Source organism: Bacillota bacterium, from assembly GCA_012727955.1.
GTDB lineage: Bacteria > Bacillota > Limnochordia > DTU087 > JAAYGB01 > JAAYGB01.
Window position 1 is genome coordinate 12,948 of record JAAYGB010000059.1, and the last position, 24,355, is coordinate 37,302.

27 protein-coding genes are annotated in these 24,355 nt (G+C 53.6%); all 27 read right to left on the reverse strand.

Going from position 1 to position 24,355, the window contains the following annotated elements; genetic code table 11:
* Positions 1–2: 2 nt before the first annotated feature.
* Positions 3–1,199 carry a hypothetical protein gene (locus GX030_09715; GenBank protein ID NLV92650.1) on the reverse strand — a complete coding sequence of 399 codons (1,197 nt, stop codon included), beginning with the start codon at positions 1,197–1,199 and terminating at the stop codon, positions 3–5.
* Between the two features lies 1 nt (position 1,200).
* Positions 1,201–1,929, reverse strand: coding sequence for a DUF1614 domain-containing protein (locus GX030_09720; protein NLV92651.1), 729 nt, complete (start codon positions 1,927–1,929; stop codon positions 1,201–1,203).
* A 123-nt stretch (positions 1,930–2,052) separates the two neighbouring features.
* On the reverse strand, positions 2,053–4,248 hold the full coding sequence (locus GX030_09725; GenBank protein NLV92652.1) for a bifunctional 4-hydroxy-3-methylbut-2-enyl diphosphate reductase/30S ribosomal protein S1: 2,196 nt from the start codon (positions 4,246–4,248) through the stop codon (positions 2,053–2,055).
* Between the two features lie 130 nt (positions 4,249–4,378).
* The gene (locus GX030_09730; GenBank protein ID NLV92653.1) at positions 4,379–5,005 is read right to left on the reverse strand and encodes a 1-acyl-sn-glycerol-3-phosphate acyltransferase; all 627 of its coding nucleotides are present in this window, start codon (positions 5,003–5,005) and stop codon (positions 4,379–4,381) included.
* 1 nt (position 5,006) lies between these two features.
* Positions 5,007–5,690 carry a (d)CMP kinase gene (locus GX030_09735; protein NLV92654.1) on the reverse strand — a complete coding sequence of 228 codons (684 nt, stop codon included), beginning with the start codon at positions 5,688–5,690 and terminating at the stop codon, positions 5,007–5,009.
* Positions 5,691–5,729: 39 nt separating this feature from the next.
* Positions 5,730–6,830, reverse strand: a complete 1,101-nt coding sequence (locus GX030_09740; protein ID NLV92655.1) for a histidinol-phosphate transaminase — start codon at positions 6,828–6,830, stop codon at positions 5,730–5,732.
* Positions 6,831–6,958: 128 nt separating this feature from the next.
* Positions 6,959–8,215, reverse strand: coding sequence for an NAD(P)/FAD-dependent oxidoreductase (locus GX030_09745; GenBank protein ID NLV92656.1), 1,257 nt, complete (start codon positions 8,213–8,215; stop codon positions 6,959–6,961).
* Between the two features lie 8 nt (positions 8,216–8,223).
* Positions 8,224–8,964, reverse strand: coding sequence for an rRNA pseudouridine synthase (locus GX030_09750; GenBank protein NLV92657.1), 741 nt, complete (start codon positions 8,962–8,964; stop codon positions 8,224–8,226).
* Between the two features lie 190 nt (positions 8,965–9,154).
* Positions 9,155–10,354 (reverse strand): D-alanyl-D-alanine carboxypeptidase, encoded by a 1,200-nt coding sequence (locus GX030_09755; protein ID NLV92658.1) that lies wholly within the window; start codon positions 10,352–10,354, stop codon positions 9,155–9,157.
* A gap of 7 nt (positions 10,355–10,361) precedes the next feature.
* Entirely contained in the window at positions 10,362–10,844 is a 483-nt protein-coding gene (gene ytfJ, locus GX030_09760; GenBank protein ID NLV92659.1) for a sporulation protein YtfJ, read from the reverse strand.
* A complete protein-coding gene (locus GX030_09765; protein NLV92660.1) occupies positions 10,780–11,514 on the reverse strand; it encodes a DUF2953 domain-containing protein in 735 nt (244 codons plus the stop codon). Before GX030_09765 ends, ytfJ begins: the two co-directional genes overlap by 65 nt.
* A 62-nt stretch (positions 11,515–11,576) precedes the next feature.
* Complete coding sequence (scpB, locus tag GX030_09770; protein NLV92661.1) at positions 11,577–12,137, reverse strand: SMC-Scp complex subunit ScpB; 561 nt, start codon at positions 12,135–12,137, stop codon at positions 11,577–11,579.
* A gap of 15 nt (positions 12,138–12,152) precedes the next feature.
* Positions 12,153–12,872: a segregation/condensation protein A gene (locus tag GX030_09775; GenBank protein NLV92662.1), complete on the reverse strand. Its 720-nt coding sequence runs from the start codon at positions 12,870–12,872 to the stop codon at positions 12,153–12,155.
* A gap of 25 nt (positions 12,873–12,897) precedes the next feature.
* Entirely contained in the window at positions 12,898–13,440 is a 543-nt protein-coding gene (locus GX030_09780; protein ID NLV92663.1) for a hypothetical protein, read from the reverse strand.
* A 23-nt stretch (positions 13,441–13,463) separates the two neighbouring features.
* The gene (locus tag GX030_09785) at positions 13,464–14,087 is read right to left on the reverse strand and encodes a site-2 protease family protein (GenBank protein ID NLV92664.1); all 624 of its coding nucleotides are present in this window, start codon (positions 14,085–14,087) and stop codon (positions 13,464–13,466) included.
* 6 nt (positions 14,088–14,093) lie between these two features.
* On the reverse strand, positions 14,094–15,437 hold the full coding sequence (gene lysA / locus GX030_09790; protein NLV92665.1) for a diaminopimelate decarboxylase: 1,344 nt from the start codon (positions 15,435–15,437) through the stop codon (positions 14,094–14,096).
* A gap of 79 nt (positions 15,438–15,516) precedes the next feature.
* Positions 15,517–16,503, reverse strand: a complete 987-nt coding sequence (locus GX030_09795) for a 2-hydroxyglutaryl-CoA dehydratase (GenBank protein ID NLV92666.1) — start codon at positions 16,501–16,503, stop codon at positions 15,517–15,519.
* Positions 16,500–17,600 (reverse strand): CoA protein activase, encoded by a 1,101-nt coding sequence (locus GX030_09800; protein NLV92667.1) that lies wholly within the window; start codon positions 17,598–17,600, stop codon positions 16,500–16,502. The genes GX030_09795 and GX030_09800 overlap by 4 nt, the downstream gene beginning before the upstream one ends.
* Positions 17,572–18,561, reverse strand: a complete 990-nt coding sequence (locus GX030_09805) for a hypothetical protein (GenBank protein NLV92668.1) — start codon at positions 18,559–18,561, stop codon at positions 17,572–17,574. Before GX030_09805 ends, GX030_09800 begins: the two co-directional genes overlap by 29 nt.
* Positions 18,562–18,572: 11 nt before the next feature.
* Positions 18,573–20,018, reverse strand: a complete 1,446-nt coding sequence (locus tag GX030_09810; protein ID NLV92669.1) for a spore germination protein — start codon at positions 20,016–20,018, stop codon at positions 18,573–18,575.
* A gap of 2 nt (positions 20,019–20,020) precedes the next feature.
* A complete protein-coding gene (locus GX030_09815) occupies positions 20,021–20,584 on the reverse strand; it encodes a stage V sporulation protein AE (GenBank protein ID NLV92670.1) in 564 nt (187 codons plus the stop codon).
* A 52-nt stretch (positions 20,585–20,636) separates the two neighbouring features.
* Entirely contained in the window at positions 20,637–20,969 is a 333-nt protein-coding gene (locus tag GX030_09820; protein ID NLV92671.1) for a phage holin family protein, read from the reverse strand.
* A 78-nt stretch (positions 20,970–21,047) separates the two neighbouring features.
* Complete coding sequence (locus GX030_09825; protein ID NLV92672.1) at positions 21,048–21,386, reverse strand: SpoVA/SpoVAEb family sporulation membrane protein; 339 nt, start codon at positions 21,384–21,386, stop codon at positions 21,048–21,050.
* Between the two features lie 17 nt (positions 21,387–21,403).
* A complete protein-coding gene (spoVAD, locus tag GX030_09830) occupies positions 21,404–22,426 on the reverse strand; it encodes a stage V sporulation protein AD (protein ID NLV92673.1) in 1,023 nt (340 codons plus the stop codon).
* A gap of 24 nt (positions 22,427–22,450) precedes the next feature.
* Entirely contained in the window at positions 22,451–22,876 is a 426-nt protein-coding gene (locus GX030_09835) for a SpoVA/SpoVAEb family sporulation membrane protein (GenBank protein ID NLV92674.1), read from the reverse strand.
* A 144-nt stretch (positions 22,877–23,020) separates the two neighbouring features.
* Positions 23,021–23,236 (reverse strand): dodecin domain-containing protein, encoded by a 216-nt coding sequence (locus tag GX030_09840; GenBank protein ID NLV92675.1) that lies wholly within the window; start codon positions 23,234–23,236, stop codon positions 23,021–23,023.
* Between the two features lie 112 nt (positions 23,237–23,348).
* Entirely contained in the window at positions 23,349–24,287 is a 939-nt protein-coding gene (locus GX030_09845; protein ID NLV92676.1) for a membrane dipeptidase, read from the reverse strand.
* Between the last annotated feature and the right edge of the window lie 68 nt (positions 24,288–24,355).

Genomic DNA, 24,355 nt, shown 5'->3' on the forward strand with positions numbered 1-24,355 from the left:
GGTTACACCCCATCGCTGCCGTCACCTTCGGTGCTGTCCTCAGGGCCTGCGTCGGAGAATTCCTTGGAGACAAACCCCTTGACATGTTTGGCCCTGGTGTTATTGAGGACAATCAGCCCCACCGCTAAGGCAACTCCTACGCCCAGCATCCACCAAAGACTAGAACCTGCAGACCGATCTTCGTCCCTTTGCACGCTGGACTGGGTACTACGTCCACCGGAAAATCCCGCGGCTGCCGGCAGGACTCGAGCCATTAATCGGGCTGCGGCCTCAGCCTTGTCCTTTGACGTTAAGTGAGTGCCAAACTCCATCAAGATCGCCTTCGGTGACAGGTCTTGATTGTAGTTTCCTTGGGCGTGAAGAATTCCGTCTACGAGGCCGGGAAACTGCTTGTCGGCTACGGACTTGATCCGCTTGGCATATTCCATAATAGCTTCCCGATTCTGATTCTGCTTTCCCACCACAAGCCTAACCTTTACCATCTCTTTACCGTTCACAGTGGTCTCGTATACCTCCGCAGGCACGGCGTCTCGATGCACATCGATGATGGTATCGGGTTGATACTGCTGTAACAGCTGTGAGGCGGTTCTTCGGGACCGGAGGTAAACTTCACCGTCCCGGGGCAGGTGGGAGTTATCCGAGATCTGAACGGTATACCCCAAATCCTCCAGGGCCTTACCCAGGGCTTTGGCTACGTCCAAGATGTCGCCCTCTTCCTCGGAAGCGGTGCCGCTGGTGGGAACATAGGACTCATCGGAATGGGTGGCGTAAATGGCAACCTTGGTGTCCCGATTGTCACTATCCCCTTTGCCCCTACCTTGACTCTGCACCAGGTCAGCGGCCAACTGCCGGGCCCTTATCCACCAGCGAGCAAGAAGCGTACCCTGAGTAGAGGCCTGTGCTTCCAACTCCACTTCCGGCAGCTCAATGGTTTCCTTAAACTTAGTGATTATCTTGTCGCCATCGATACGTTCCACGACGTAGTAGCGATTGTCGGCCGCGATGTAGCCATCGCCGACGCCCAGAATCCGGCCGGTCCTGGTTAGAATGTTACCTGCTTCATCAAAGAGCTCAAAAAACCCATCTTCTCGCTCGTCCTGCTGGGCCTTGGCGAAGACCACCCCGCCCGTCCCGCTGAGGAATCCAGAACAAACAACGGCAATCAATGCTATTAGCCAAATCCGTCGGCAGACTTGCATCTTATCGTTCCTCCTCATCGGAAGTTGAAGCCGAAGGGTCAATATGCCCCAATTCATCACCAAACTCCTCCCGGCGAAACTCTTCGTTATCAAGGGCGATGGATCGATCCTTATCATGGATTGGTCCTCCCTGCAACCGTTCCCGGGTCTCGCCCACCAATTCTGCCAAGATGACGGCCACCAACCCCGCCAGAACGATGGCATCATAAATCCCGGCACCACCGATGACTATATCGGTACGAAGTCCACCGGCATAGGCCCTCACTGCCTCAATGACATCGTTGATAATCAAACCCAGTACTCCGCCGACAAAGGCTGCCCGCCGGGAGCGACCAAAGAGGTAGCCCACCACTCCCGCAATCAGAGCAAAGGCCCATAGGGGATCGATGAAGGTTTGGCCCGGTTTAAACTGGGTTAGCTGGGCTAAGCCAAAGGTCACCGCCGCGGTAATGGCAGCGGCCATTAGCCCACGAAACACCTCGGCTGCGCTGGCGTTGACCAACAGGTAGATCACCAAAGCTAGGGGGACTAGAGCACCGCCGACGTTGATTGAAACAGCCGTCTCACCACGCAAGATCGGTATTTCTGGAAGAAAGCTTCCGGCGATCATGGCGGCGATAAAGGCCAAGGCTCCTGCATCGGAAAGGTTCAATCGGTCTAAGACCCTTTGGGCTAAACCTAAGAAAACCATGATGGTAACTGCAATCAGCAAAATCAGTCCTAAGGACACTAATCATCCCTCCTACAATCCCAATCTCTCGAGGGTAGAGTGCCCTTTCTCAGCCATTTTTATGGCAGACGAAAAAAACCCGCCATCGTTACCGATGGCGGGTATACCCCTTCAGGTTATTATTTACTTGTCATCCTCAAAGAGGGCCCGGAGGTCGTCTCCCACCAGTTCGCCAATGTTGGCCAAGCCGCCGGTATCTTCCTCTACCGGAGCTGGCTCGTAGGTGGAAGTTGGTTCTTCCTTAGCCCTGCTTTCCTTCTTGGCAGCAGGACGATCCTGAGCTTCCTTAATGCTCAATCCGATTCGTCTCTGTTCCTCATCGATGTTAAGTACCTTCACCAAGACTTCTTGTCCAGGAGAGACAACGTCCGAGGCATTAACAACATGATGATCTGCCAATTGGGAGATATGGACTAGACCCTCTACTCCATCCTCCAACTTGACAAAGGCCCCAAAGTCGACAACTCTGGTGACCTCACCCATTACCTTGTCGCCTTCGCGGTACTTCTCGGTGATGTTGTCCCAGGGATCCGGTAGAGTCTGCTTCAGACCTAGGGAAATTCTCTCCCGCTCCCGATCGACACGGAGGACCATTACCTTGATCTCATCGCCTTCACTAAGGACGCTGGAGGGATGATCAACGCGGCTATAGGCCATCTCTGAGACGTGGAGCAAGCCCTCAACACCGGAGCCGATGTCGACAAAGGCACCAAAATCCGTCAACCGGCGCACGACACCGTCGACAATATCACCTTCTTGCAGGTTCTCAAAGGTTTCGGCCTTGGCCCTTTCATATTCTTCCTCCAGGACTTCCTTGCGGGATAGAACTACATTGTTCCGAGCCCGATCCAACTCGATAATCCGAACCCGGAAGGTCTGTCCCACGTATTGCTCCAAGTCCTCAACGTAGTGACGGTCAACATGGGAAGCAGGTACAAAACCCCGCACTCCAACGTCGATCAACAAGCCACCCTTGACGCGCTCGGTAACTTCGGCCTCGATAATACCCTTTTCTTCGTAGATCTTTTCTAGCTCTTCCCAGGCACTTTCCTGATCTGCGCGCCGCTTGGAGAGCAATACCGTTCCTTCGCTATCCTCTACTCGCATCACATAGACCTTTATCTCATCACCGATTGCAACGATGTCAGCCGGAGTTTGGTCAGCCTTTAGTCCCAGCTCATTGCGGGGAATCCGTCCCTCGGATTTGCCGCCGACGTGAACCAACACTTCCTCATCGTTGACCTGGACTACTTTGCCAACCACAATATCCCCTTGTTCTGGGGTATTGAATGTCTCATCGTACTGCTCCATGGTAGGAGCCTCTATGGACTCCTCCTCGGTCTCCGATGTCTCGGTTACCGGTGAAGTCTCTTCCGGGATATCAGCTTCAGCCTCCGGTGCCCTTTCAGGGGTCACCTCAGTCTCCTCCACCGTTTCATCCCGAACTTCTTGCTCTTGTTTCTTTTCGTTAAGTTCAGCCATCCGTTCCACGACCTCCTCAATTAACCAGTTCGGCGTAGAAGCTCCTGCTGTTATTCCGACGAGTAAGTCGTGATCAACTCCAATGTTAAACCACCCTGGATCGATCTCGTCTTTCGTCTCAATATGATAAGTAAGAGCTCCAGCCTCCCTACAAATTTCTGCCAACCGCGTAGTATTGGCACTATTGCGCCCTCCAACAACCAACATCACATCGGCCTTGGCTGCTAATTCCCGGGCCTCTTGCTGACGCTCGGTTGTGGCGGTACAAATCGAATCAAAAACCTTAAGTTCCTTGCAGCGGTTACGAAGCGCCTCAATACAGGCTTGGTAGTGGGCCCGTGACTGAGTTGTCTGGGCGACAACTCCTAACCGCTCGCTAAAAGGAACTTTCTCGGCTTCTGATGGTGAGTTGACTACTACCGCTGTATCCTCAGTATATGCCCTCACCGCAATCACTTCTGGATGCTGGCAGTCGCCAACAATCACAACCTGAAATCCATCGTCGTATAGCTCCCTAGCCCACCGCATAGCTCTGTGGACAAAGGGACAAGTAGCATTAACAACCTGGAGTCCTCGATTGCCAGCCTCAGTGATAACTGCAGGAGGCACGCCGTGCGAACGGATGATTACTACACCTTCCCGTATTTCATCAAGACTATCAACTACACGGACACCGGCTGATTGCAGCGCTTCTACCGTTTGCGGATTATGAATTAATGGACCAAGAGTGCAAACATCTGTGTCGCCTGCTTTATTATCCGCTACCTCAAAGGTTAAATCGATAGCTCGCTGAACCCCAAAACAAAATCCAGCCCGCTCCGCTAGGACAATTCGCACAAAAAGACACCTTTCTCTCCGGTAGTATACACAAGGCCTGAATTAACAAACCACAGATCTCCTGCTTTATTCTTCCCCCTATTGGGAAAATCCTTCTTCGTTACTGGGAAAACCTCCGGCTTTCCCACAATTAGAGCCGGTACAGTTCCAGTTCCCGCAGATTGTGACGAATTTGGCGCATCACCTGAACGCTGACCTCTGCCACGGTATTCTTGTCTACCCGGCCTTCGTACTGGCTAACCTCCATGGGTTTACCAAACTTGACGTAGATTTTCGGCGGAATAGGGATGAAGCCAAATAACTTATCGACTCTGTTGGTCCCATAGACTGCCGTCGGCACAATGACCGCATTGGACTTGATAGCCAGCAAGGCTACACCGTGCTGAGGACTAAGCATCTCACCGGTCCTGCTGCGGGTCCCTTCAGGAAACAGTCCCACAACGCCACCCTGTTTCAAGATCTCCAGTGCCGTCCTGATCGCTGTCCGATCGGCTTTTCCCCTTCGGACAGGAAAGGCCTTCAATTTAGCTAGAAACCAGCGAAAGATCGGCCTTTCAAAGAGCTCAGCCTTGGCCATGTAACTAATCTCCCGCCGCACCGCGCACCCCACCACCGGTGGGTCCAACAAGCTGATATGATTGGCTGCCACCAATACGGGGCCCGATTCTGGGATATTATCTGCGCCGATGACTTTCCAGCGAAAAACCACTCGGAAAATCAATCGAAGCAATAGCCGAACCAGCCTATAAAGCGCCATCTTATCCCTCCATTGCCTGCTCAATATGGGCTATCATCAATTCTACAACCTCGTCGATGGTAAGGGCGGTGGTATCGATTTCGATAGCGTCTTCGGCTTGGGCCAAAGGCGCCGTCTGGCGGGCTGCATCCTGGGCATCTCGGCGAGCAATGGAATCTTCGATCTCCTCTAGGGGGATAATCTGACCCTTCTTTTCCAGTTCAGCTTGACGTCGCAGCGCTCGCTCCCGCAGGCCAGCGACCAGGAAAAACTTCACCTCGGCGTTGGGCATAATGACAGTACCAATGTCCCGACCGTCCATGATTACCCCAGGCCTTTGGGCCCATTGCTTCTGCTGTGCCAAGAGAAACTCTCGCACACATTGATATTGCGCCACAACGGTAACGGCATTACTCACTTGGGCAGTCCTAATTGCCTCCGTTACATCCTCGCCATTGACATGAACAGCGAGAGTATCGCCATCGAATTTCATATCCAGAGAAAACTGCAATTCCCTCAGCCACTGAGACACCGCAGCTTCGCTGTCGATGGCAACTCCATTTCGAATCGCCAATAGCGTCAGACTCCGATACATTGCGCCGGTATCTACATAGGTGTAACCCAATCTTTTGGCCAGAATCTTGGCAACGGTACTCTTGCCGGCACCGGCCGGACCATCGATCGCTATTCGCAATAGTTGTGCCATCTCCTACTCCTTTCTATCGCCCCGCCTGTCGCCCTTTTATTATGTCGTTGCCAGCACATCGGCCAAAGCCGCAACAAACCTGGTGTTTTGCTCTTCGGTGCCGACGGTGACCCGAATCTTGGTGGGGTAACCAAAGGAAGCACCGGCCCTGATGATCACACCCTTGGCCAAGAGCTCCTCAAATACCCGAAGGCAGTCACGACCAACGTCAACCAAAATGAAATTGGTATGGGAGGGAACATATTCAAGCCCCATATCCTCAAAGGCTCGATACAGGTAGGCTTTGCCCCGCTCATTGACTGCAAGGGACTCATCGACGTGGGCTTGGTCCTCAAGGCTGGCCAGGGCTGCAATCTGGGCCATAGCATTGGTATTGAAGGGTTCCCGAACTCGTTCCAGCAGCTGAACCGTCTCAGAGTCGGAGATGCCATAACCAATTCTTAAACCAGCTAATCCATATACCTTAGAAAAGGTACGCAAGATGATGACAGTATGATCCTCCCCGATTAGGTCCAAGGAGCCCCGATAGCTCTCGTCCTTGACATATTCATAGTAGGCTTCGTCAAGAACAACTACTGCCGTAGAAGGGATGTCCCGAAGAAAGGATTTTAGCTGGGATTGGGACACTATCGTGCCCGTTGGATTATTGGGGTTACAGATAAAAACCGCCTTAGTTTGATCGGTGATGGCTTGCGCCATAGCCCAAAGATTGTGGGTATGGTTCTGCAAGGGTACTTCCACCGGCCTGGCGCCCATCAGGTCCGCCACCGCGCGATAGACACTAAAGGTGGGTGTGGCCATCACCACCTCGTCTTCGGGGCAAAAATAGGTCTCTGCGATCATCCGGATGACTTCATCGGACCCATTGCCAAAGACCAACTGCTCCTCCTCAACCTGAAGGTGCCCGGCGAGGGCCTGTCGCAACTCATAGGCATAACCATCAGGATATAAGTGCAACTGATCAACAGACTCTCGCAGGGCTTGCTGCACCAGGGGCGAGGGACCCAGTGGATTTTCGTTGGAAGCCATCTTCAACACATCGGAAATCCCCAACTCCCGCTTCACCTCGGAGATGGGTTTGCCGGGAACATAGGGAGCTATATTCCTCACTGCATCTCGATAACTAGGCTTGCTGGCCATACTTGTCACCTTTTCCCTCCCAAGACTGCCGGAGACATTCCCTGAGCCTAGTGGGAGCTTGTTGATATTTTCCAATATATTACCACAGGCCTAGTACCCTGTAAAGCGACACTCCCCGCCCCAATGGCTTAGTAGCGGAGGGACTCCGCCGCCACCCTTCCGGTGCTAAAGGCCGCTTGCAGGTTGTATCCACCCGTCACCCCATCGATATCCAATACCTCGCCGGCAAAGAACAAACCCTGGACCAACTTCGACTCCATGGTCTGGGGACTGACCTCCTTCAGGCTAACCCCACCCGCGGTGACGATGGCTGCGGCAAGGCCGAGGGTGTCGGTCACTGTCATTTCCAGTCCCGTGAGGGTGTCCACTAGACGAGTGCGCTGTTCCTTCGTGATCTGATTAACCGGTTGGTTGGGCTCTATTCCCGCCTCGGCGATAACCGGATCAATCAGCGCCTTGGGCAGCAAATCTACAAGACCGTTGTGAAGCTGCTTACGGGAGTATTTCTGAAAATCCCGTTGGAGCCGATTATCCAATTGCTTCTCATCTAGAGCGGGCTTTAGGTTAAGCCGCAATTTCACCTCGGCTCCTTGCCGAAGAGCGATGGCAGCGGCTCGGCTGAGGGTCAAGATAATGGGGCCACTAACGCCAAAGCTTGTAAAGAGCATCTCTCCAAATTCCCGAGAGACTACCTTACCGTTGACCAGCAAGGTTGCAGTCACATTCCTCAGGGACAATCCCTGCAGGTCTCGCGCCCACTGCTCCTGAATTCTCAAGGGAACCAGGGCCGGGAACAGCTCTTCAATGCAATGCCCCAAACGGGCAGCTAATTCATATCCGTCGCCGGAAGAACCCGTTCCTGGATAGGACTTGCCTCCGGTAGTAATCACAACATTGTTAGTTGTTAGCTGCCGGCCGTCGGCCAGTTTCACGCCATAGACCCGGGGTTTTTCGGCAGGAGCGGCCCGGGTGAGCACCTCAACTACCTTGGCATTTAGCTGAACCTGCGCCCCACTGGTCAGGACAAATCGCCTCAGCGCTGATACTACAGTATCGGCTCGGTCGGAACAGGGAAAAACCCTGCCTCCTCGCTCTACCTTCGTCGGCACACCCAGATCCTCGAAAAAATGAATTACATCGGTGTTGCTAAAGCGATGTAAGGGCCCCCGAAGAAACTTGGCTCCCCCAGGATAACACTCCAAGAGATCACTAACGGGCCGAGAGTTGGTGATGTTACACCGGCCCTTCCCAGTAATTAAGAGCTTTTTTCCTAAAAGGTCAGTTTTCTCCAGCAGCAGTACCTTGGCTCCCAACCTAGCGGCATGGCCAGCAGCCATCATCCCGGCGGCACCACCACCAACTACGATTGCATCTGCGTTCACCAGCTTCACCTTTACCTTATCCTTTTACCATTATCCTTCTCGCTGGGGACAAGCTGCCTCAGGGCCGCTACCTCTTTGGGCTGCAGCGGCCGATGGGCTCCCACCGGCAATCTTCCCAACATGATTGGACCCATCTGCACCCTTTTTAGTTTTGTCACCCGGTGCCCGATCCTTTCACACATCCGACGAATTTGTCGATTGCGTCCCTCGTGAATCCCCATCTCTATTAGGGCACCATTGCCATGGGCTGACAGCAGCTTCACCTCCGCGGGAGCTGTGATGCCATCCTCTAACATCACGCCCTGGGCCAATGACTGTAAATCTCGGGCAGAAGGCCTGCCTTCAACCTCCACCAGGTAGCGCTTGGTTACCCTTTGACTGGGGTGGGTCAAGGCCCAAGCCACTTCACCGTCGTTGGTCAACAACAGCAATCCTTCGCTGTCAAAGTCCAATCTCCCCACGGGATAGACCCTTTCGGGGACATCAACCAGTGACAGGACCGTGGGACGCCCTTGAGGATCCTTGACCGTAGAGACATACCCCACGGGCTTATGCAGCATGTAGTACGCCTTACCTTCCAGGGCGGTAATCAATTTACCGTCAACTCGCACCTCGTCCTTGCCGGGAACCACCTTCGTTCCCAGTTCAGTGACGGTCTGGGAGTTGACCTGAACCCGACCGGCCTGAATCAGTTCCTCGCTGGCTCGGCGGGAGGCAACGCCGGCATGGGCCAGAAACTTTTGCAGCCGCATCGGAGCAATCCCCTTTGCCTGTGGTTGATGTCTAGTGGTCATTTCCCTGGCCCTCCTCCTAGTTACCTTCTGTCTCGGACAAAAATAGTCCCCATGCAGCCCAAACACCATAACTGGGTAGGCGACGCTGAGGACTAATCCTATCCCACCAAAGTATATCTCACGGTGGCAAGGAAGGCAATAAAACAGTTTAATTGTGGTCGGTTTGATGGACAAATCCAGCGGTAACCTTCTCCCAAAGTTGAGTTGACCAGGGCTTTCTTGCCACTTCCTGTGCAGCCACCAGCGATATGATGCGGTCTGCCTGCCCCGGATAGGAAACAACTAGATGCCCCGCCGGTTGCATTGCTCGCACCGGCGCCTGCAAATCCGCAGCTAGCTTTACCTGGATCTGAGCCTCCCTGGGAGCATTAGCCTTAACGGTAAGGATATAATCCTCTGTGGCTAGGGCCTGCACCTGGCCGACTGTACCGCCGATTACATCCACGGCGCCATAGGCCTCGCCCTTAGTGACCAGCACAACATTCTCATAGGCTTGAAACCCATAGTCCAACAAAGCGGTCACATCGGTCCACATATCGGGAGCATTGAGCACCACCGCCACCAACTGGCGATCATTTTTCGTAGCCGAGGCCACTAGGCAGCGGCCCGCAGCCCGAGTATATCCCGTCTTCACCCCGTCGGCGCCATAATCCCACAGCAGTCGATTCTTGTTGCGAATCGGCCAGGTTCCATGGGAGGGACGAAAAATCGTGGTTTCCTTGCAGGCTGCCACTTCAGCAAACCTGGGGTTGTGTAGGGCATATCGGGTCAAAACCGCCATATCGTAGGCGGTGGAATAGTGGTGGTTGTCAGGTAAGCCGTGGGGGTTGGTAAACTGAGTTTGAGTCATCCCCAGCTGCGCGGCCCTTTGGTTCATCAACTTGGCGAACTCACTGACACTGCCAGCGACGCTTTGAGCCAAGGCCACCGCGGCATCATTACCGGAACGGAGCATTAATCCATACAACAGATCCCGAACGGAGTATACTTCTCCAGGTTTTACGTACAGGGAGGACCCTTCGGTATTGGCGCTGGTCCAGTCGATAGCAACTTGACTTTGCAGATCCATCTGCTCCAAAACCAAGACCGCTGTCATGATCTTGGTTGTCGACGCCATCGGTCGCTGCTGATAAGCGTTTTTTTCAAAGAGAATGGCGCCAGTGGTGACATCCATCAGTATTGCTGAAGCTGCACTGACTCTGGGAGGAGTGGGCGAGGCGGCTGCAACGATAGGCCAATTTCCTAACAACAAGACCAACAGCGCCAACATCCAAAGAGGGCCAAATTTCGCCCAAGGCCGGTTCACACCGACCTTGGGCACCCAGTCCTTCTCCTTTTCACGTGTCATCGTTCTCCTACACCCTTTGCGTAACTCCATCATTGTGGACCCAACTGGGTTGTCTTTCGCTCTTGGACCTCATTGCTTGCAGTTGATCCACCAGTTTAGGAGCTAAATCAATTAACCGATCATAGATGGCAGTGCGGTCCACTGGCATCAACCGGATTTGCCCCTGCCCCACCACCAAGAAAGCCACAGGATGAAGGGACATACCGGCTCCACTGCCGCCGCCAAAGGGGTATGAGCTGTTGCTTCCCTCTTGTCTATTACGATCTTCGGAGGCTTGGTATTCCGTCCCCCCCGCCGCAAAACCGAAGGAGACTGTGGATACCGGCAGAATTACATTTCCGTCAGGTGTTTCAACGGGGTCCCCCAAGATGGTGTTAACATCGACCATCTCCTGTAAGCTCTGCATGGTGGTTTGCATTAAACCTTCAATGGGATGATGACGTCCGTTTTTGCTGTCCAACGATCCTAACCCCCTTCGCGCTGGCTGCATTAATCACACTACGCAGTCCGACAATGATAGCATGACCGATGCGGATCCGGAATATGCAATGGAGGAAAGTCTGAAGTCCCGAGGCGGCAAAGTCCGGCGTGACCTGAATCTGGGGAGGATGGCTAAATTCCACGTGACCAGCCACCAGGGCCATTAGACTCCCTTTTAGCCCCCACAGGCTCCCGGCAGCTATGGCGGTCCCAGCAGCTCCTCCCGTTCCCAGCTTGGTGTTCCACTGGAATTCCTCGCAGTATCGAATCCTTCCAAGCCCGGCAGTGGCCAGTGCAGCCCAAGGGGGCAAGCCTCCGTCTCCATGGCCCAACTCCCCCTGGAGAAAGCGACGCATAAGGTCTACAGCCCAGTTGAAGCTGGCGATGATATCCTCTACACCGGATCCTGCATCCCGAGGCTGATGGGTTTGCCCTGGGGCCTTTTCCTGGGATCCTTCAGCGGGACCGTGAAGGACAAAGGTAGCCCTTAGCCGGCGAGACAGTTTGCCCAGCCATCCATCAATAACTTGGTTCCTGCCGGTGACTTTGCCCGCGGGCCATAGTTGCAGAATCAGCTTGAGCTCATCCTGGCTGCCGTCTTTGCTGTACTGAAATCCAATCCAAATTGGCACAAAAAAAGCCAGCAAGATTAATCCCGCTAATCCTATCAACCATGGCATATGCCATCTCTCCTTTGTTTGACAGGATGCCCCCTTGCTGGCACATTATTCAAATTAATTGTCTACTCCTCACCGGTGGCTGCCGCCTCAATCTCCTCTAGCTGAAGGAGGGTTTTCTCGGGAAGCTGTGGCAGATCATCGAGATGGTTAATCCCAAAGGACACCAAGAACTCCTCGGTGGTCCCATATAAGATCGGACGACCAGGAGCATCTTTGCGGCCCACCTCGGTGATCAATTCTCGACTGAGGAGGGAATTCACCGCCGAGTCGACATTCACGCCCCGAATCATTTCAATGTCGGTCTTGGTGCAGGGTTGCTTGTAAGCGATTACCGCTAGGGTTTCCAGTGCAGCTTGGGATAATCCCCCTCGAATCACCGGCTCGTGAAGATGCCGCACATACCGACTGTATTCCGGCTTCGTCCCTAAGACATATCCGCCGGCCAGGGTATACAACTGGATGCCGTGGTGTTCCTGCCGATACTGCTGGGCCAGCTGGTCAAGCAAACCCTCCACGGTACCCACTTCTATATCCAGTGTTTCAGCCAATTGCTGGGCTGACAGCGGTCGCGATAAAGAAAAGAGCATCGCTTCCAGAGCCGCCTTCGCTTCTTCCAATGTCATAATCGCCACCCCTGACTAGTTGACTTGGCATAACTGCAAGTGAATGTCGGTAAAGTTACCGTACTGTTGAGCCACCAATCTGCCCAGCCGCATCAATTCTAACACTGCAAGGAAGTGAACCACCAGCTCCGCTGTAGTCGGCTGCGGCGGCAGCATTTGGCTAAAGGTCCTGGGTCCCTGGGCCAAACACCCCTCGATTTTCTCCATCGTCTGCTGCAGATCGATTTCCCGTCGCTGCACTTGCCGAACTCGGAGCAAATCCGCCCGATCAGCCACCATTTGCTGAAAACACTTCCAGAGAGTATCTACGGTACTGTTACCCACGGGATTTGCGTACTTGGGTTTTAGCTGTTGCTGGGCAATAGGGCGAAACCTAATCTGGTTCCAGTACTGCGCCCTTTCACCCAACACCCCGGCAATTTCCTTGAAGGCCCGATACTCCAATAACCGCATCGTCAGCTCTTCAATGGGGTCCAGATCGTCATCATATTCATCTATCAGGGATGTGCCTGGCAAGAGGGTTCGGGCCTTGAGCTGCATCAGGGTAGCAGCCATCACCAAGAACTCTCCCCCCACTGCCAAGTCTAACTCCTGCATGGTACGAAGATAAGCTAAGTATTGCTCAGTGATCCGCACTATGGGAATGTCCCAAATGTCAACTTCCTCTCGCTCCAGCAGATGCAGTAGCAAATCTAGAGGACCTTCAAAAACCGGGAGTCGCACCTCGTAGGACATTTTCCATTCCTCCCGACGTTACCTCTCAGTTCATTTCATCACACCGCCGCAGAATGTCCAACAGGAGAGGATTGTTACCAGGGTAACAATCCTCGTGATGATACAGAACCAGCTCCAGCAACTCCCTTTCCGCGCCCACATCAGCCAGCCAGCGGGCTCCCCTTGCCGGGTGCTGGAAATGCACGTAACAAGCCCATAGAAAGGAGCCTGCCTGTTGATTGGCTCCATAGGCTGCCAATCGCCGAACCAAACCCTCGGAGCAAGCCAATAACATCGTAATAATCGATCGAGACCATACCCCTAAGTCACCGGCAGCCTTGCCAACATCGTGCAGCAGACAGCTGCGAAGAAGGAGCCGAAACTCCTCTGAATCCAAGGACTTTGCAGCCTCCTGGCCCAGCGCGGATTTAGCGGTGTCCAGACAATGGCGTTGATCCGCTGGGGCCATGCGAAAAAACAGGGCCTGCTCCCCTTCGTTGAGATACTCCACTAAAAGCCCGTAATCCTCCGGCACCAATCGAACCCGCCAGCTGCGGAAAAATTGTCTTACCCGATAAAAAATGCGCACAGGCACATCTCCCACCGATCCACCTAAGTCAGATAAAACAAGAGGCGTTGGAGAAGGCTGACAATCGGGAGAAATAGCCGTCCCACCATGCCCGTCACCAACAGCAAGAGCAAGACGAAAAACCCGTATTGCTCAAGCCAAACAGCAACGGGATAGAACCTACGGGGGAGAAATCCAAAGAGGATTTTAGAGCCATCTAAAGGAGGGATTGGAATCAAGTTGAAGGCCGCTAAGCTCAGATTGTAGATGACGTTGATCTGCAGAAACGTGACGGCAACCATCGACACGTTAAAGGGGAACAACATTGTGGGCCAATGGCGCCACAGTAGGGTACAAACCCAGGCGGTGATAAAATTAGCCGCCGGTCCCGCAATCCCCACCAACAGCATCCCCTTCTTTGGTCCCGGTCTTAAGTTGTAGGGATTGACCATTACGGGCTTAGCCCATCCAAAGCGAAACAAAATAAACATCAGTGCACCCATAATATCCAGATGGGCCAAGGGATTGAGAGTCAACCGCCCCTGTACCCGTGGGGTAGGATCTCCTAACCAGGTGGCAGCCAAGCCATGTCCAAACTCATGGATGGAAATCGCAAATAGGACAGCAGGAACAGCTAGAATCAGGGTCCTAAAATCCGCGGAGAACATCAACCTCTACTCCCTTCCGGTAGTGACAGCCGAGTCCTTCTGGAGCCGCTGAGGAATCAGATCCAACCGGATCAAATCCTCATAGGTCTCTCGTTTGACGATCAGGTCGGCTTGCCCGTTACTGACCAAGACCACCGCCGGGCGCGGGAGACGGTTGTAGTTTGAGGCCATGGAATAATTGTAAGCTCCGGTGGAAAAAACCGCCAAGATATCGCCGGGGTGTAGGTGGGGAAGTTCGATGTCGTGGATCAACATGTCCCCGGACTCACAGCACTTGCCGGCAATGGACACCGTCGCCTCCTTGGCTGCATGCATCCGATTGGCCACAACGGCTTCATATCTGGCCTGGTAGAGAGCCACCCGGGGGTTGTCGTTCATTCCCCCATCGACGGCCACATAGCGTCGGATTCCGGGAATGTCCTTAATGGAGCCCACTGTATATAGGGTTAGTCCTGCTTCCCCTACAATAGAACGCCCCGGTTCCACAATCAATGTGGGCCTGGGGATACCCAAGTCACTACTAACTCGATCTACTTCCGTTGCAATCAGTTGAGCCAAAGCCTCAGGACCTACGGGAGTGTCACCTTGCTGATACCGAATTCCCAAACCTCCCCCCAGGTCCACCTCGGAAACTGGATAGTTAAATGTCTGCGCGATGTCCTTCACTAGGCCCAGCATCCGCTCCACCGTGGGAACAAAGGAGCTGATATCAAAGATCTGGGAGCCAATGTGACAATGAATCCCTTTGAGGTTGAGGTGTGAAGACTTTAGGGCCAGCTCAACGGCCTTGAGGGCCACATCGTGGGCAATGGCAAAACCGAACTTTGAGTCCAGCTGTCCCGTTTGAATATAGGAGTGAGTATGGGCTTCCACCCCTGGACTAATCCGAAGCAACACATCGACAACTTGATCTCGGTCCGCGGCCAACTGGGCTAACAACTGTAGTTCATAGAAGTTATCAACAACGATGCGGCCCACACGATGATCTAGAGCCAAGGCAAGCTCATCGGTGGACTTGTTGTTGCCGTGAAAGAGAATTTTCTCCATGGGAAAATCTGCTTTAATCGCGGTATACAACTCTCCCCCGGACACCACATCGAGATAGAGTCCTTCCGACTCAATGATTTTACAGATCGCCAAGGTCAGCATCGCCTTGCCGGCATAGGCAACCTTGGTATCAGGGTAGTAATTGTTGAAACTGCTTCTATAACGCCGGGCCATCTGGCGCAACCGGGCTTCGTCAATCACATATAACGGAGTGCCAAACTCAGCAGCTAGTTCTACAGTATCGCATCCGCCGACCACCAGATGACCATTAGTATCTACCTGTATCGTACCCTGCAACTGCATGGTCATTCCCCTCTCACGAGCAAGCCTCAATGTATTCTATGATATCATAGGCACTTTGAGGCGGTCAACGAGGGGCAACCTAGCGGGCAATGGGAAGTTCCTGCTTCGTTGATTCCCATTTGCCACATTTCGAACCCCAGGTTGCTACCGGGTCACCGTCCATCAACACCACCACAACTTCACAGGCATTGGCGCAATCCTGACATTCAAAGCTGCGGGATTCATAACGGTGTTCCACTGCATCAAAAACCCGAAATCTTGTCCTTGTCTGAGTCTTTCTCACCTCTTCCTTAGCCAGTAGGGCTGCTCCCAAAGCTCCCATCACATCGAAGTGTTCGGGGACTACCACTTCTTGACCTAGGGCTCGCTCAAAGGCATACCGCATCCCAATGTTGGCCGCAACCCCACCTTGAAAGGCGATTACTGGACGCAGGTCTTTGCCCTTACCAACACTATTGAGGTAATTGCGCACCATGGCATCGCACAGCCCGGCGATGATATCTTCAATACTGTGTCCTGTCTGCTGCTTATGAATCATGTCTGATTCCGCAAATACCGTGCACCGGCCGGCAATGCGGACAGGAGCCTTTGCCTTGAGCGCCAGGGCACCAAACTCAGAAATGGGAATTCCCAGCCTGGCAGCCTGTTGGTCGAGAAAGGAACCTGTTCCCGCGGCACATACGGTATTCATCGCAAAGTCCCGAATCACTCCATTTTCCAAGAGGATAATCTTCGAGTCCTGTCCCCCGATTTCAAGCACTGTCTTCACTCCGGGAACACTCATCGATGTGGCCACCGCGTGGGCAGTAATTTCGTTCTTGACGACATCGGCCCCCACAATAATCCCCGCCAGGCGGCGCCCACTACCCGTTGTCCCCACACCCTTGATTTGAGCATTGTCAAAGCTGCTCCCAATGGCACTCAGTCCCTCTCGGATAGCCTTAATGGGCTGACCTTGGGTGCGGAGGTATTTTTTCGCCAGCAACTTGCCTGCTTCGTTTATCACAACCACATTGGTACTTACCGAACCCACATCCAATCCTAGATATAGCGCCTCTGACCTCATCGCGCTGCCACCCCCGGTTCCCCTTGCTGTCGTCGAGACAGCAGATCTAAAAATGCTTCGATGCGAGTATGAAAACCGGCCTCTCCCGTCTGCTCGTCCAAAACCAAGGTCATAATGGGAAGACCGAGATCCTTGCTAACCTGGGCCAAGGCACTCTGGGCTACAATCTCAGGCATGCAGGTGAAGGGTAACAGATGCAGGATTCCATCAACGCCTTGGCGGGCAAACTCCAGGGCATGGGCTACAGACTCCAAGCCATGGCCCCCAACGGGACCGGACAAGTAACCCTTGGCGATCCGAGCCATCTGGTTCTGCTGCCTTGGCTGCAGGGGGGCTAGTAGTAAGTGGTGTTTGACCCAATCTCCGATCTGCACCTTTTTTTCAACCAATACCCGATGACGCCCCAGCAGCTTTTCCACATCCAAATTGACAAAGGGCTCCAGCAGGGTGTAAATTTCCCCCACCAAGGCAATCCTCAGTCGAGGTTTTCGTCCTGGCACCTTTAGGCCAGTTATCCTGTCTACCCCTAGGGCCACTGCCTCCTTTACCTTGGCCACTGTTTGGGCTTGATCGAGGCGCTGCAGAGCCCGGGAGAGGGCTGCGTCCACTTGCCGAGGATTCGCAGCCACTGGACGGGCCTGTCGGGCCGCAGTCTCTAGTACATCAAGGGCCTGAAACTTGTGCCAGCTAATTCGCAGCGCCCGAGCCACCGCCGACCAGGGTTGGTCTCGACGCACAAGCTGCACCTGGCGCCAAAACCTGTTCCAGTCCCCCTGTGGTGGTTCCAGGATAATCACGTCGAGGTCAATATTCAGATCCCGCAGGATTTCCCTTTGCACTTGGCCATAAAAACCGAAGCGACAGGGACCAACACCTCCGGCCATGATGGCGACTTCAGCCCCCAGTCGCTGTGCTTCGATGAAATTGCCGACGGGCACCTTGAGGGGCAGACAAGCGGTCTCCGGAGCCAAGGCTACCCCGATGTTCAGAGTTTCCTCTGTGCAAGGGGGAGGAACTATCACCTCATATCCCAACTCCTGCAACAAAGCCTTGATGGGAATGTAGATATTACCCATGTGCGGAAAAGTGCATTTCACCGGTATCCTTCCTCCATCGAATTAAGTCCACAAAGGCCTCCAACCGGGTGATCATTCCCGCTTCCCCGGTATGTTCATCGAGGTTAACCGCTAGAAAGGGCATTTCCCTGCGCCGCATTTCCCGTTCTACTAGTTCCCCGATAATCGAGTCCGTACCACAACTAAAGGCTGCTATGTAGATCACCCCGTTCACGGGGACGGGCTTGGCATCTAAGAAAGCTCTAGCACTGCCAAAGGCAATTCGTCCGGCACGCCAATACATTTCCTTCGGCCAGCTTTTGGCCTTGACATCAATCAGATCTTGGGGCAACCGATCACCAATGATAGGATTGACGCCCATGGCCCTCAGCTTAGTCACTAGATCCATGCTGAGATACCCGTCCTCAATGAGATAACGGTGCCCGATGATTCCAATGGATAAAGACCCTTTCGCGAGACTATTGGCCTCCTGATCCCTGGGCTCTAACCTATCCCGTCCCTCAAGGTAGGCAGCTAAAGCCCTTTGATATCCGGCGATGGCCTGCATCGGGTTTACTCCTAGGCTGCGAGCCATCCTGGCTATCTCCAGAAGGGTGCCCCAACTGCCGGTGCGCAAATCGATTTTCGGGGCCAATATTCTTGGTCCTTTACCCTTGCCTGTGACTCCGTGTCGAGCCAAATCCGGCAACCCCATGAATTTCGGACAGATAAATTCCCGCCTTCTCACTCCAATGATGCGGGGAACGAAAATCCAATCCAAGTCGGACCTGCTGGCCAGATAAGCTGTATGACCGTAGAAGGTCTTGACCGGCAGACAGGTACCGTCGGTGGCCAACCTCACCCCGATATCGACGATGCTCCGATTGGTCGGCGGTGAAATCACCGCCTGGATATTTAGCTCTGCAAAGAACTGCATCCACAATGAGCCATAATCATAGAAGGCAAGGGCCCGGGGAATACCGACTCGAACCACTGATCTCATCGCCACCTTTCTCAGGCTAGGTCCTCATCCTGGGTCTTGAGCCGCTTAGGACGTCTGGTCACCTCAGGAATGGGATATCGAAGAATGAGACGCTTCAGTGCAACCCAATCAAAGGGAATTAAGGGCCACAAATAGGGCAGGTCCAAGGATCGGGTTGCCCCCATCACCGCCAAGGTGAACCCAATTCCTCCTAGAAAGCCATATAAGCCGAAAAACCCGGTGAGAATTAGCGTCAGGATTTTGAAGATCCGAAGGGCCAAGGAGAACTCATAGTTTGGCAGGGCAAAAAAGCCGATTGCACTGGTGGCTTGATACAATATGGCCTCAGGAACAAACAACCCCACCTGTACGGCGAAATCCCCCAACAAAATGGCCGCCACCAACCCTAGGGAACTGGCCAGAGCCGAAGGCGTATGGATAAAGGCCATGCGGGTTAGATCGATGGCAAGCTCGAGAATCACCAGCTGTAGGAACAGCGGGATTTCACTTCCTGTCCGAGGGCCCAGCCACTGCAACCACTCTGGACGCAGTTGGGGGTTAGCGGCCAGCAAGAACCAGAGCGGAGTCATTAGAAAGGCCACCAAAATAGCAAGAAAACGGACCCACTTGAGATAGGTTCCCACCGTGGGATTCTGGAAATACTCCTCCGCGTGTTGAGTAAAGTGCCAGGCACTGGCGGGGAAGAGCATCGCCGTAGGCGTGGTATCGGTCAACAGGACAATGTGCCCCTCGAGAAGATGGGCCACCACCACGTCAGGCCGTTCGGTATAACGTACCGTGGGAAAGGGATTCAGTTTGCTTCTGACCAAGTATCCTTCTAAGGTCTTGGCCCCCATGGTCAGGGAGACAGTATCGATGCTTTGCAAAAGCTCTCGGGTGTGGTTGACCCATTCTAGGTTGGCAATGTCATTAACATAACCAATAAACACATCGGTCTTGGAGCGCCGCCCAACCCTAACGGCTTCAAAACGCAACCCTGGATCCCGCAGTCTCCGGCGAATCATGTTGACATTGAATAGGGCGGTCTCCACAAATCCATCATGGGAGCCCCGGGTGACCCGCTCTAAGTCCGGCTCGTCGATACTTCGATTTGGATACTGGCGAAGATCTATGGCGATGGCGCGGGTGCAGCCATCGAGCAACAAGACAGCTTGTCCTGCCAACACCTCATCGACGCAGCTTTCCAGATTGTCTATGGTGGCTACTTCAAAATAGGGAATATGGGATTGGATGAGCTTTTCGATAGGGTTGGGGAGGATATCCTCGCGGGTCAGCTTCATCAGGTGCTCCAACACCCTTGAGGTGACCTGGCTTTGGATAAAACCATCCAAGTACAGCATAGCCGCGGGAGTTTGACCGATAAGAAACTCTCTCAGCATCACATCAAAGCTGCTGTCAATTCCCAGCTTTGGTCTGAGGAGCTCCAGATTTTCCTTGAGTGTCCGTTGAATTTCCATCGTCATTCCCCATTACGGCGCAGAATTTCCTGTAGGGCAACGGTAGTTGCCGGGGCTCCGGTGGCGGCAGCATCGGCAAATTGCATTTTCCCAGGGTCACCCAAACCCACAATGATAGGAATATCCAGTTTTCGCAAGACATCGACGGTATCTCCCTTGATCAGTGGGCTCTCAACGGGATGTCCCTCCTTGTTAACACCACCAGCGACGATGTCTCCATCCTTGGTGACAGAAAAATCCGGCTCTACACCCCGGACCCCCTCTGTATTCGAAGCCACCGCGATGGCTCCCAGTACCTCAATATCAGGATCAGATACAACTCGGGCCAAGAGTTGCTCTCCCTTTCCAAGACCTTCCTCACCTTGATCATCGAACATAACTACTACGGGATCCCCAGCCGCGGACTTGATCATGGCCAACAACTCCTTGGCATCGGGAGCGAAGTTATCAATGGCCGATGCACTGATGCACCGGCCACCGATGTTTTGTGCTGCCACTTCCATTGCTTCCTGCGCGGTTCTGTCTCCATCGGTTACCAAAATCACTCTCACCTTGCTCCGATGCATTAGCCTACAACCTCCCCTTCCTACCAAGACCTTCTCTTGAAGACTCGAATCCTCAGCGAATACTGGTGGGGACAAACAAGTCGATGATTCCAATGACAAAGGCAGCCAGCAAAGCTCCGAGAATGCTCACCGACATGTCCGGTACGACGTACTGGGCGGCCCAGATAATGATGGCCGAAACCAGAAATCCAACTATCCCCCGGCTATACGGGGAAATATTCTTGCCCATAGTCGCCTCAACGACCCATCCAACCGCGGCAATAACTGCGGCGGCCAGAAGGGCGTTCCAGAATCCCAAGGGCTCAAAGCCCGGCAAGATGGCTCCTACGAACATTAATACAAGTGCAGACACAACGAGTCTGACTAGCGCTCCAACCCATTCCATCTCTCGATGACCTCCCTAATGACACTAACCACAAATTTTGCAAGCGCTTTTAGTATCGACCATGTTCCCTTTTCTATACTATCCCTTAGGTTTGAAAATCACCGCCGCGGCGAATCCAAAAAGCATCGTGGCCGCAATGGCCGCCCCGGCAAACTCGAAGACACCGGAAAGCAGTCCATACCATCCATCTCGTTCTAGGTGGGTCAGTATTCCCTTAGTCAACACAAAGCCAAAGTTAGATACCGGGGTAGTAGCTCCAGCCCCGGCGATGCGAACCAAATTGTCATAGATGCCTAAGCCGGTCAGCACCGAACCCGCCACCACGAATAACACCATGATATGGGCCATTGTTAACTTCGTAGTGTCAAAGAGTACCTGGCCCAAGGCACAGATTGCTCCGCCGACGAGAAAAGCCATCAGATAGTCCACTTCCTTCAACCTCCTATAACCTCGACCCCAATGGCATGGGCAATTGCCGGAATGCTTTCACTTTGCTTAACTCGAACGGGGCTGTGGAGGGCACCGGTGGCCACCAAGAGGACTTTTTTCCACCGGCCTTGACGAAACTGCTTAACGATGTAGGAATTGAACACCGCGGCAGCACATCCCAAGCCACTACCGCCGGAATGCACGTCCTGCCGCTCCCGATCGTAGATCATCACCCCACAATCATCGAGCCCTCTACCGATGGAGATTCCACGGCGTGTCAGCAATTCCCGAAGCACCGTCAAGCCAACGTGGCCTAAATCGCCGGTTAGGATTAGGTCGTAGTAATCTGCGGTTAGGTCAAAGTCCCGGAGGTGGGCTTGGATGGTATCGGCCGCCGCCGGTGCCATGGCTGAACCCATATTGTACGCATCCCTAACCCCATAGTCCACCACCCGGCCGATGGTAGCCCTCACCACCCGCAGGGAGTCCCGGGCAGGAAATTCCAGAAAGGCAGCCCCAGCCCCGGTAACGGTCCACTGGGCCCAAAGCGGGCGCTGAACACCTAACTCGGTGGGAAACCGATACTGCCGCTCAGCTGCGTCGTGGTGACTGGAAACGGCAACAACGGCGTTCTTGGCAAAACCGCCCGTCAGTGCCATACCAGCCACTATTACCCCTTCGACAAATCCAGCGCAAGCCGAGTAGACGCCTAGGTGATTAATTGGGATTTCCCGTACCGCATAGTTCGATGCCGTTAGCTGGTCAAGCAGGTCCGAGGTCACCAGCAGGTCAACATCCTCCAGTGGGACTAGAGCATTATTTATCACCGTCTGAAAAGCCTCTTTGAGCATCTTGCTCTCTGTGCCTTCCCAACAGTTCTCGCCGTATCTGGTGTCGGGCAAGACGTGATCAAAGTACTGTCCCAATGGACCGGCCGCTTCCATCGGACCAACCACGGTGACTGTAGCTTTGATTCCCACTCCCTCACCGAAACTAATGCTCTGCTTGCCCACTTTCCCCTGTTGCACTTTATCACCTACCGCTTACCTGATCTAGAAACCGAACATGTGTTTGATTCCGGCGGAGATAACTGCAGAGAGCACTCCATAGACCAACACCGGCCCAGAAATAGTAAAGAGCTGGGCGGACATGCCCAACACGTACCCTTCCCGGGAAAACTCCATTGCTGGAGCTACCACCGTGTTGGCAAATCCCGTGATGGGAACTGCAGAACCAGCTCCCCCAAATCTAGCCAACTGATCGTACACCCCAAGCCCCGTCAGGAGTGCACCGATGAAAATTAGAATTACGGCAGTGCGTCCTCCCGCCTGGGTCTGATTGAGCCCGAGAGACAACATGAAGTTCATGATTGCCTGAGCGCCCATACAAATGGCACCACCGACGAGATAGGCTCGCAGTAGGTTCTGCAGCAAGTTGGGCTTTGGCCGCATTTCCGTGACGACATAATCAAAGTCCATTTGATTCTGGACCCTGACGGGATCGGAAGAAACACTCTGGGCTAGACGAGACATCGGCTTTTTCCTCCAGTTCACTGAATTTACTGGTGCACCGTGACCATCCGGTGCCGGGCCTCCGGCACCGGTAACCTCAAGCTCATCCTTTTAATCATCGGTACCATCGACAAGAAAGGCGATTTCGATGTCCGCTTTGTATTCCACGATCTCGCCGGCATCATTGACATTTCCCGTCATATTGAGTACGTGGACACCGGTAATGTTGCGAATCGTTCGTGAAGCAGTCTTGACGGCACATCTGACTGCGTCTTCCCAACCCACCTTCGATTCACCAACCAGCTCCACTATCTTGGTGACTGCCAAAAGTCATCCCCCCTCACTTGACTCAAACTACGTCTATTGTGTCCCTTCGGTACTGTTCCTAAAACAGAAAGACCCAGCCAACCTTTGGCTGGGTCTTGTTGATTAAATCTGTCTAATCCGGAAGAATTTCCGTCAACACTCGCTGCAGGTTCCGATGCGTGATCAACTCCATCTCCGCCGAGCTAAACTCCTTGCTGAGGACCTCTAGGATCTGAGGAAAACCAAGAACATCCTGAATTCCCTCGGGAAGCTGACTGATTCCATCAAAATCAGATCCAAATCCCAGGCAATGAACTCCGGCATTTTCAGCAATGTGTACCGCATGGCGGCGAATGCTATCGACAGAGGCTATACCGGCGTCATCGAGAAAGGCCGGCAGGAAATTAATCCCGATAAACCCATTTCGCTCACCGATGGCCTGAAGCTGGGCATCGGTGAGATTACGGGGGTGGTTACACAATGCCTTGGCATTGGAATGACTGGCAACCACTGGGCCTTGGGCCGTATCCATCACATCCCAGAAGCCCGCCTCAGACAAATGGCTAACATCGACGATCATGCCCAGCTCTTCCATGCGGGCAACAACCTGGCGACCAAAACCGGTGAGCCCGCCTGCAGCCTGGGGATCACCCACCCCATCACCGAGCTCATTGCGGTGGCTCCAGGTAAGGGTCAGCCCCCGCACACCAAGGGCAAAGAGGATGTCCAGCATTGCCAGATCCCCTGCCAGAGCTCCGCCACCTTCCACTGACAAAACCGCCGTCAGTTTGTCGGCAGCCAAGTTCCTTACCTGGTCTGCGGTTTCAGCGTGAACCACCCGGTCTTCATTGAGGGCAAATTGCTGCCGGGCATAGGCGATCTGCCGAAGAATTTCCTGCAGTTGTACCGACCGATTTGCCACCGGTCGCGTAAAGAGGGCACAGATTTGCAGCCTCACCCCAGCCTCTAACAGCCGAGGCAAATCTACGTGGCTTTGAGAATTCCGCACACCAAATTCTAAGTGATTATGTAGCAAGAAAGACATTGTATCTATGTGGGCATCAGCTATCACTGTAACTCCTCCCCTTTATGTGAGCCTACATGAAAAAAACCTGTCTACTCACGGGGAATAGACAGGAA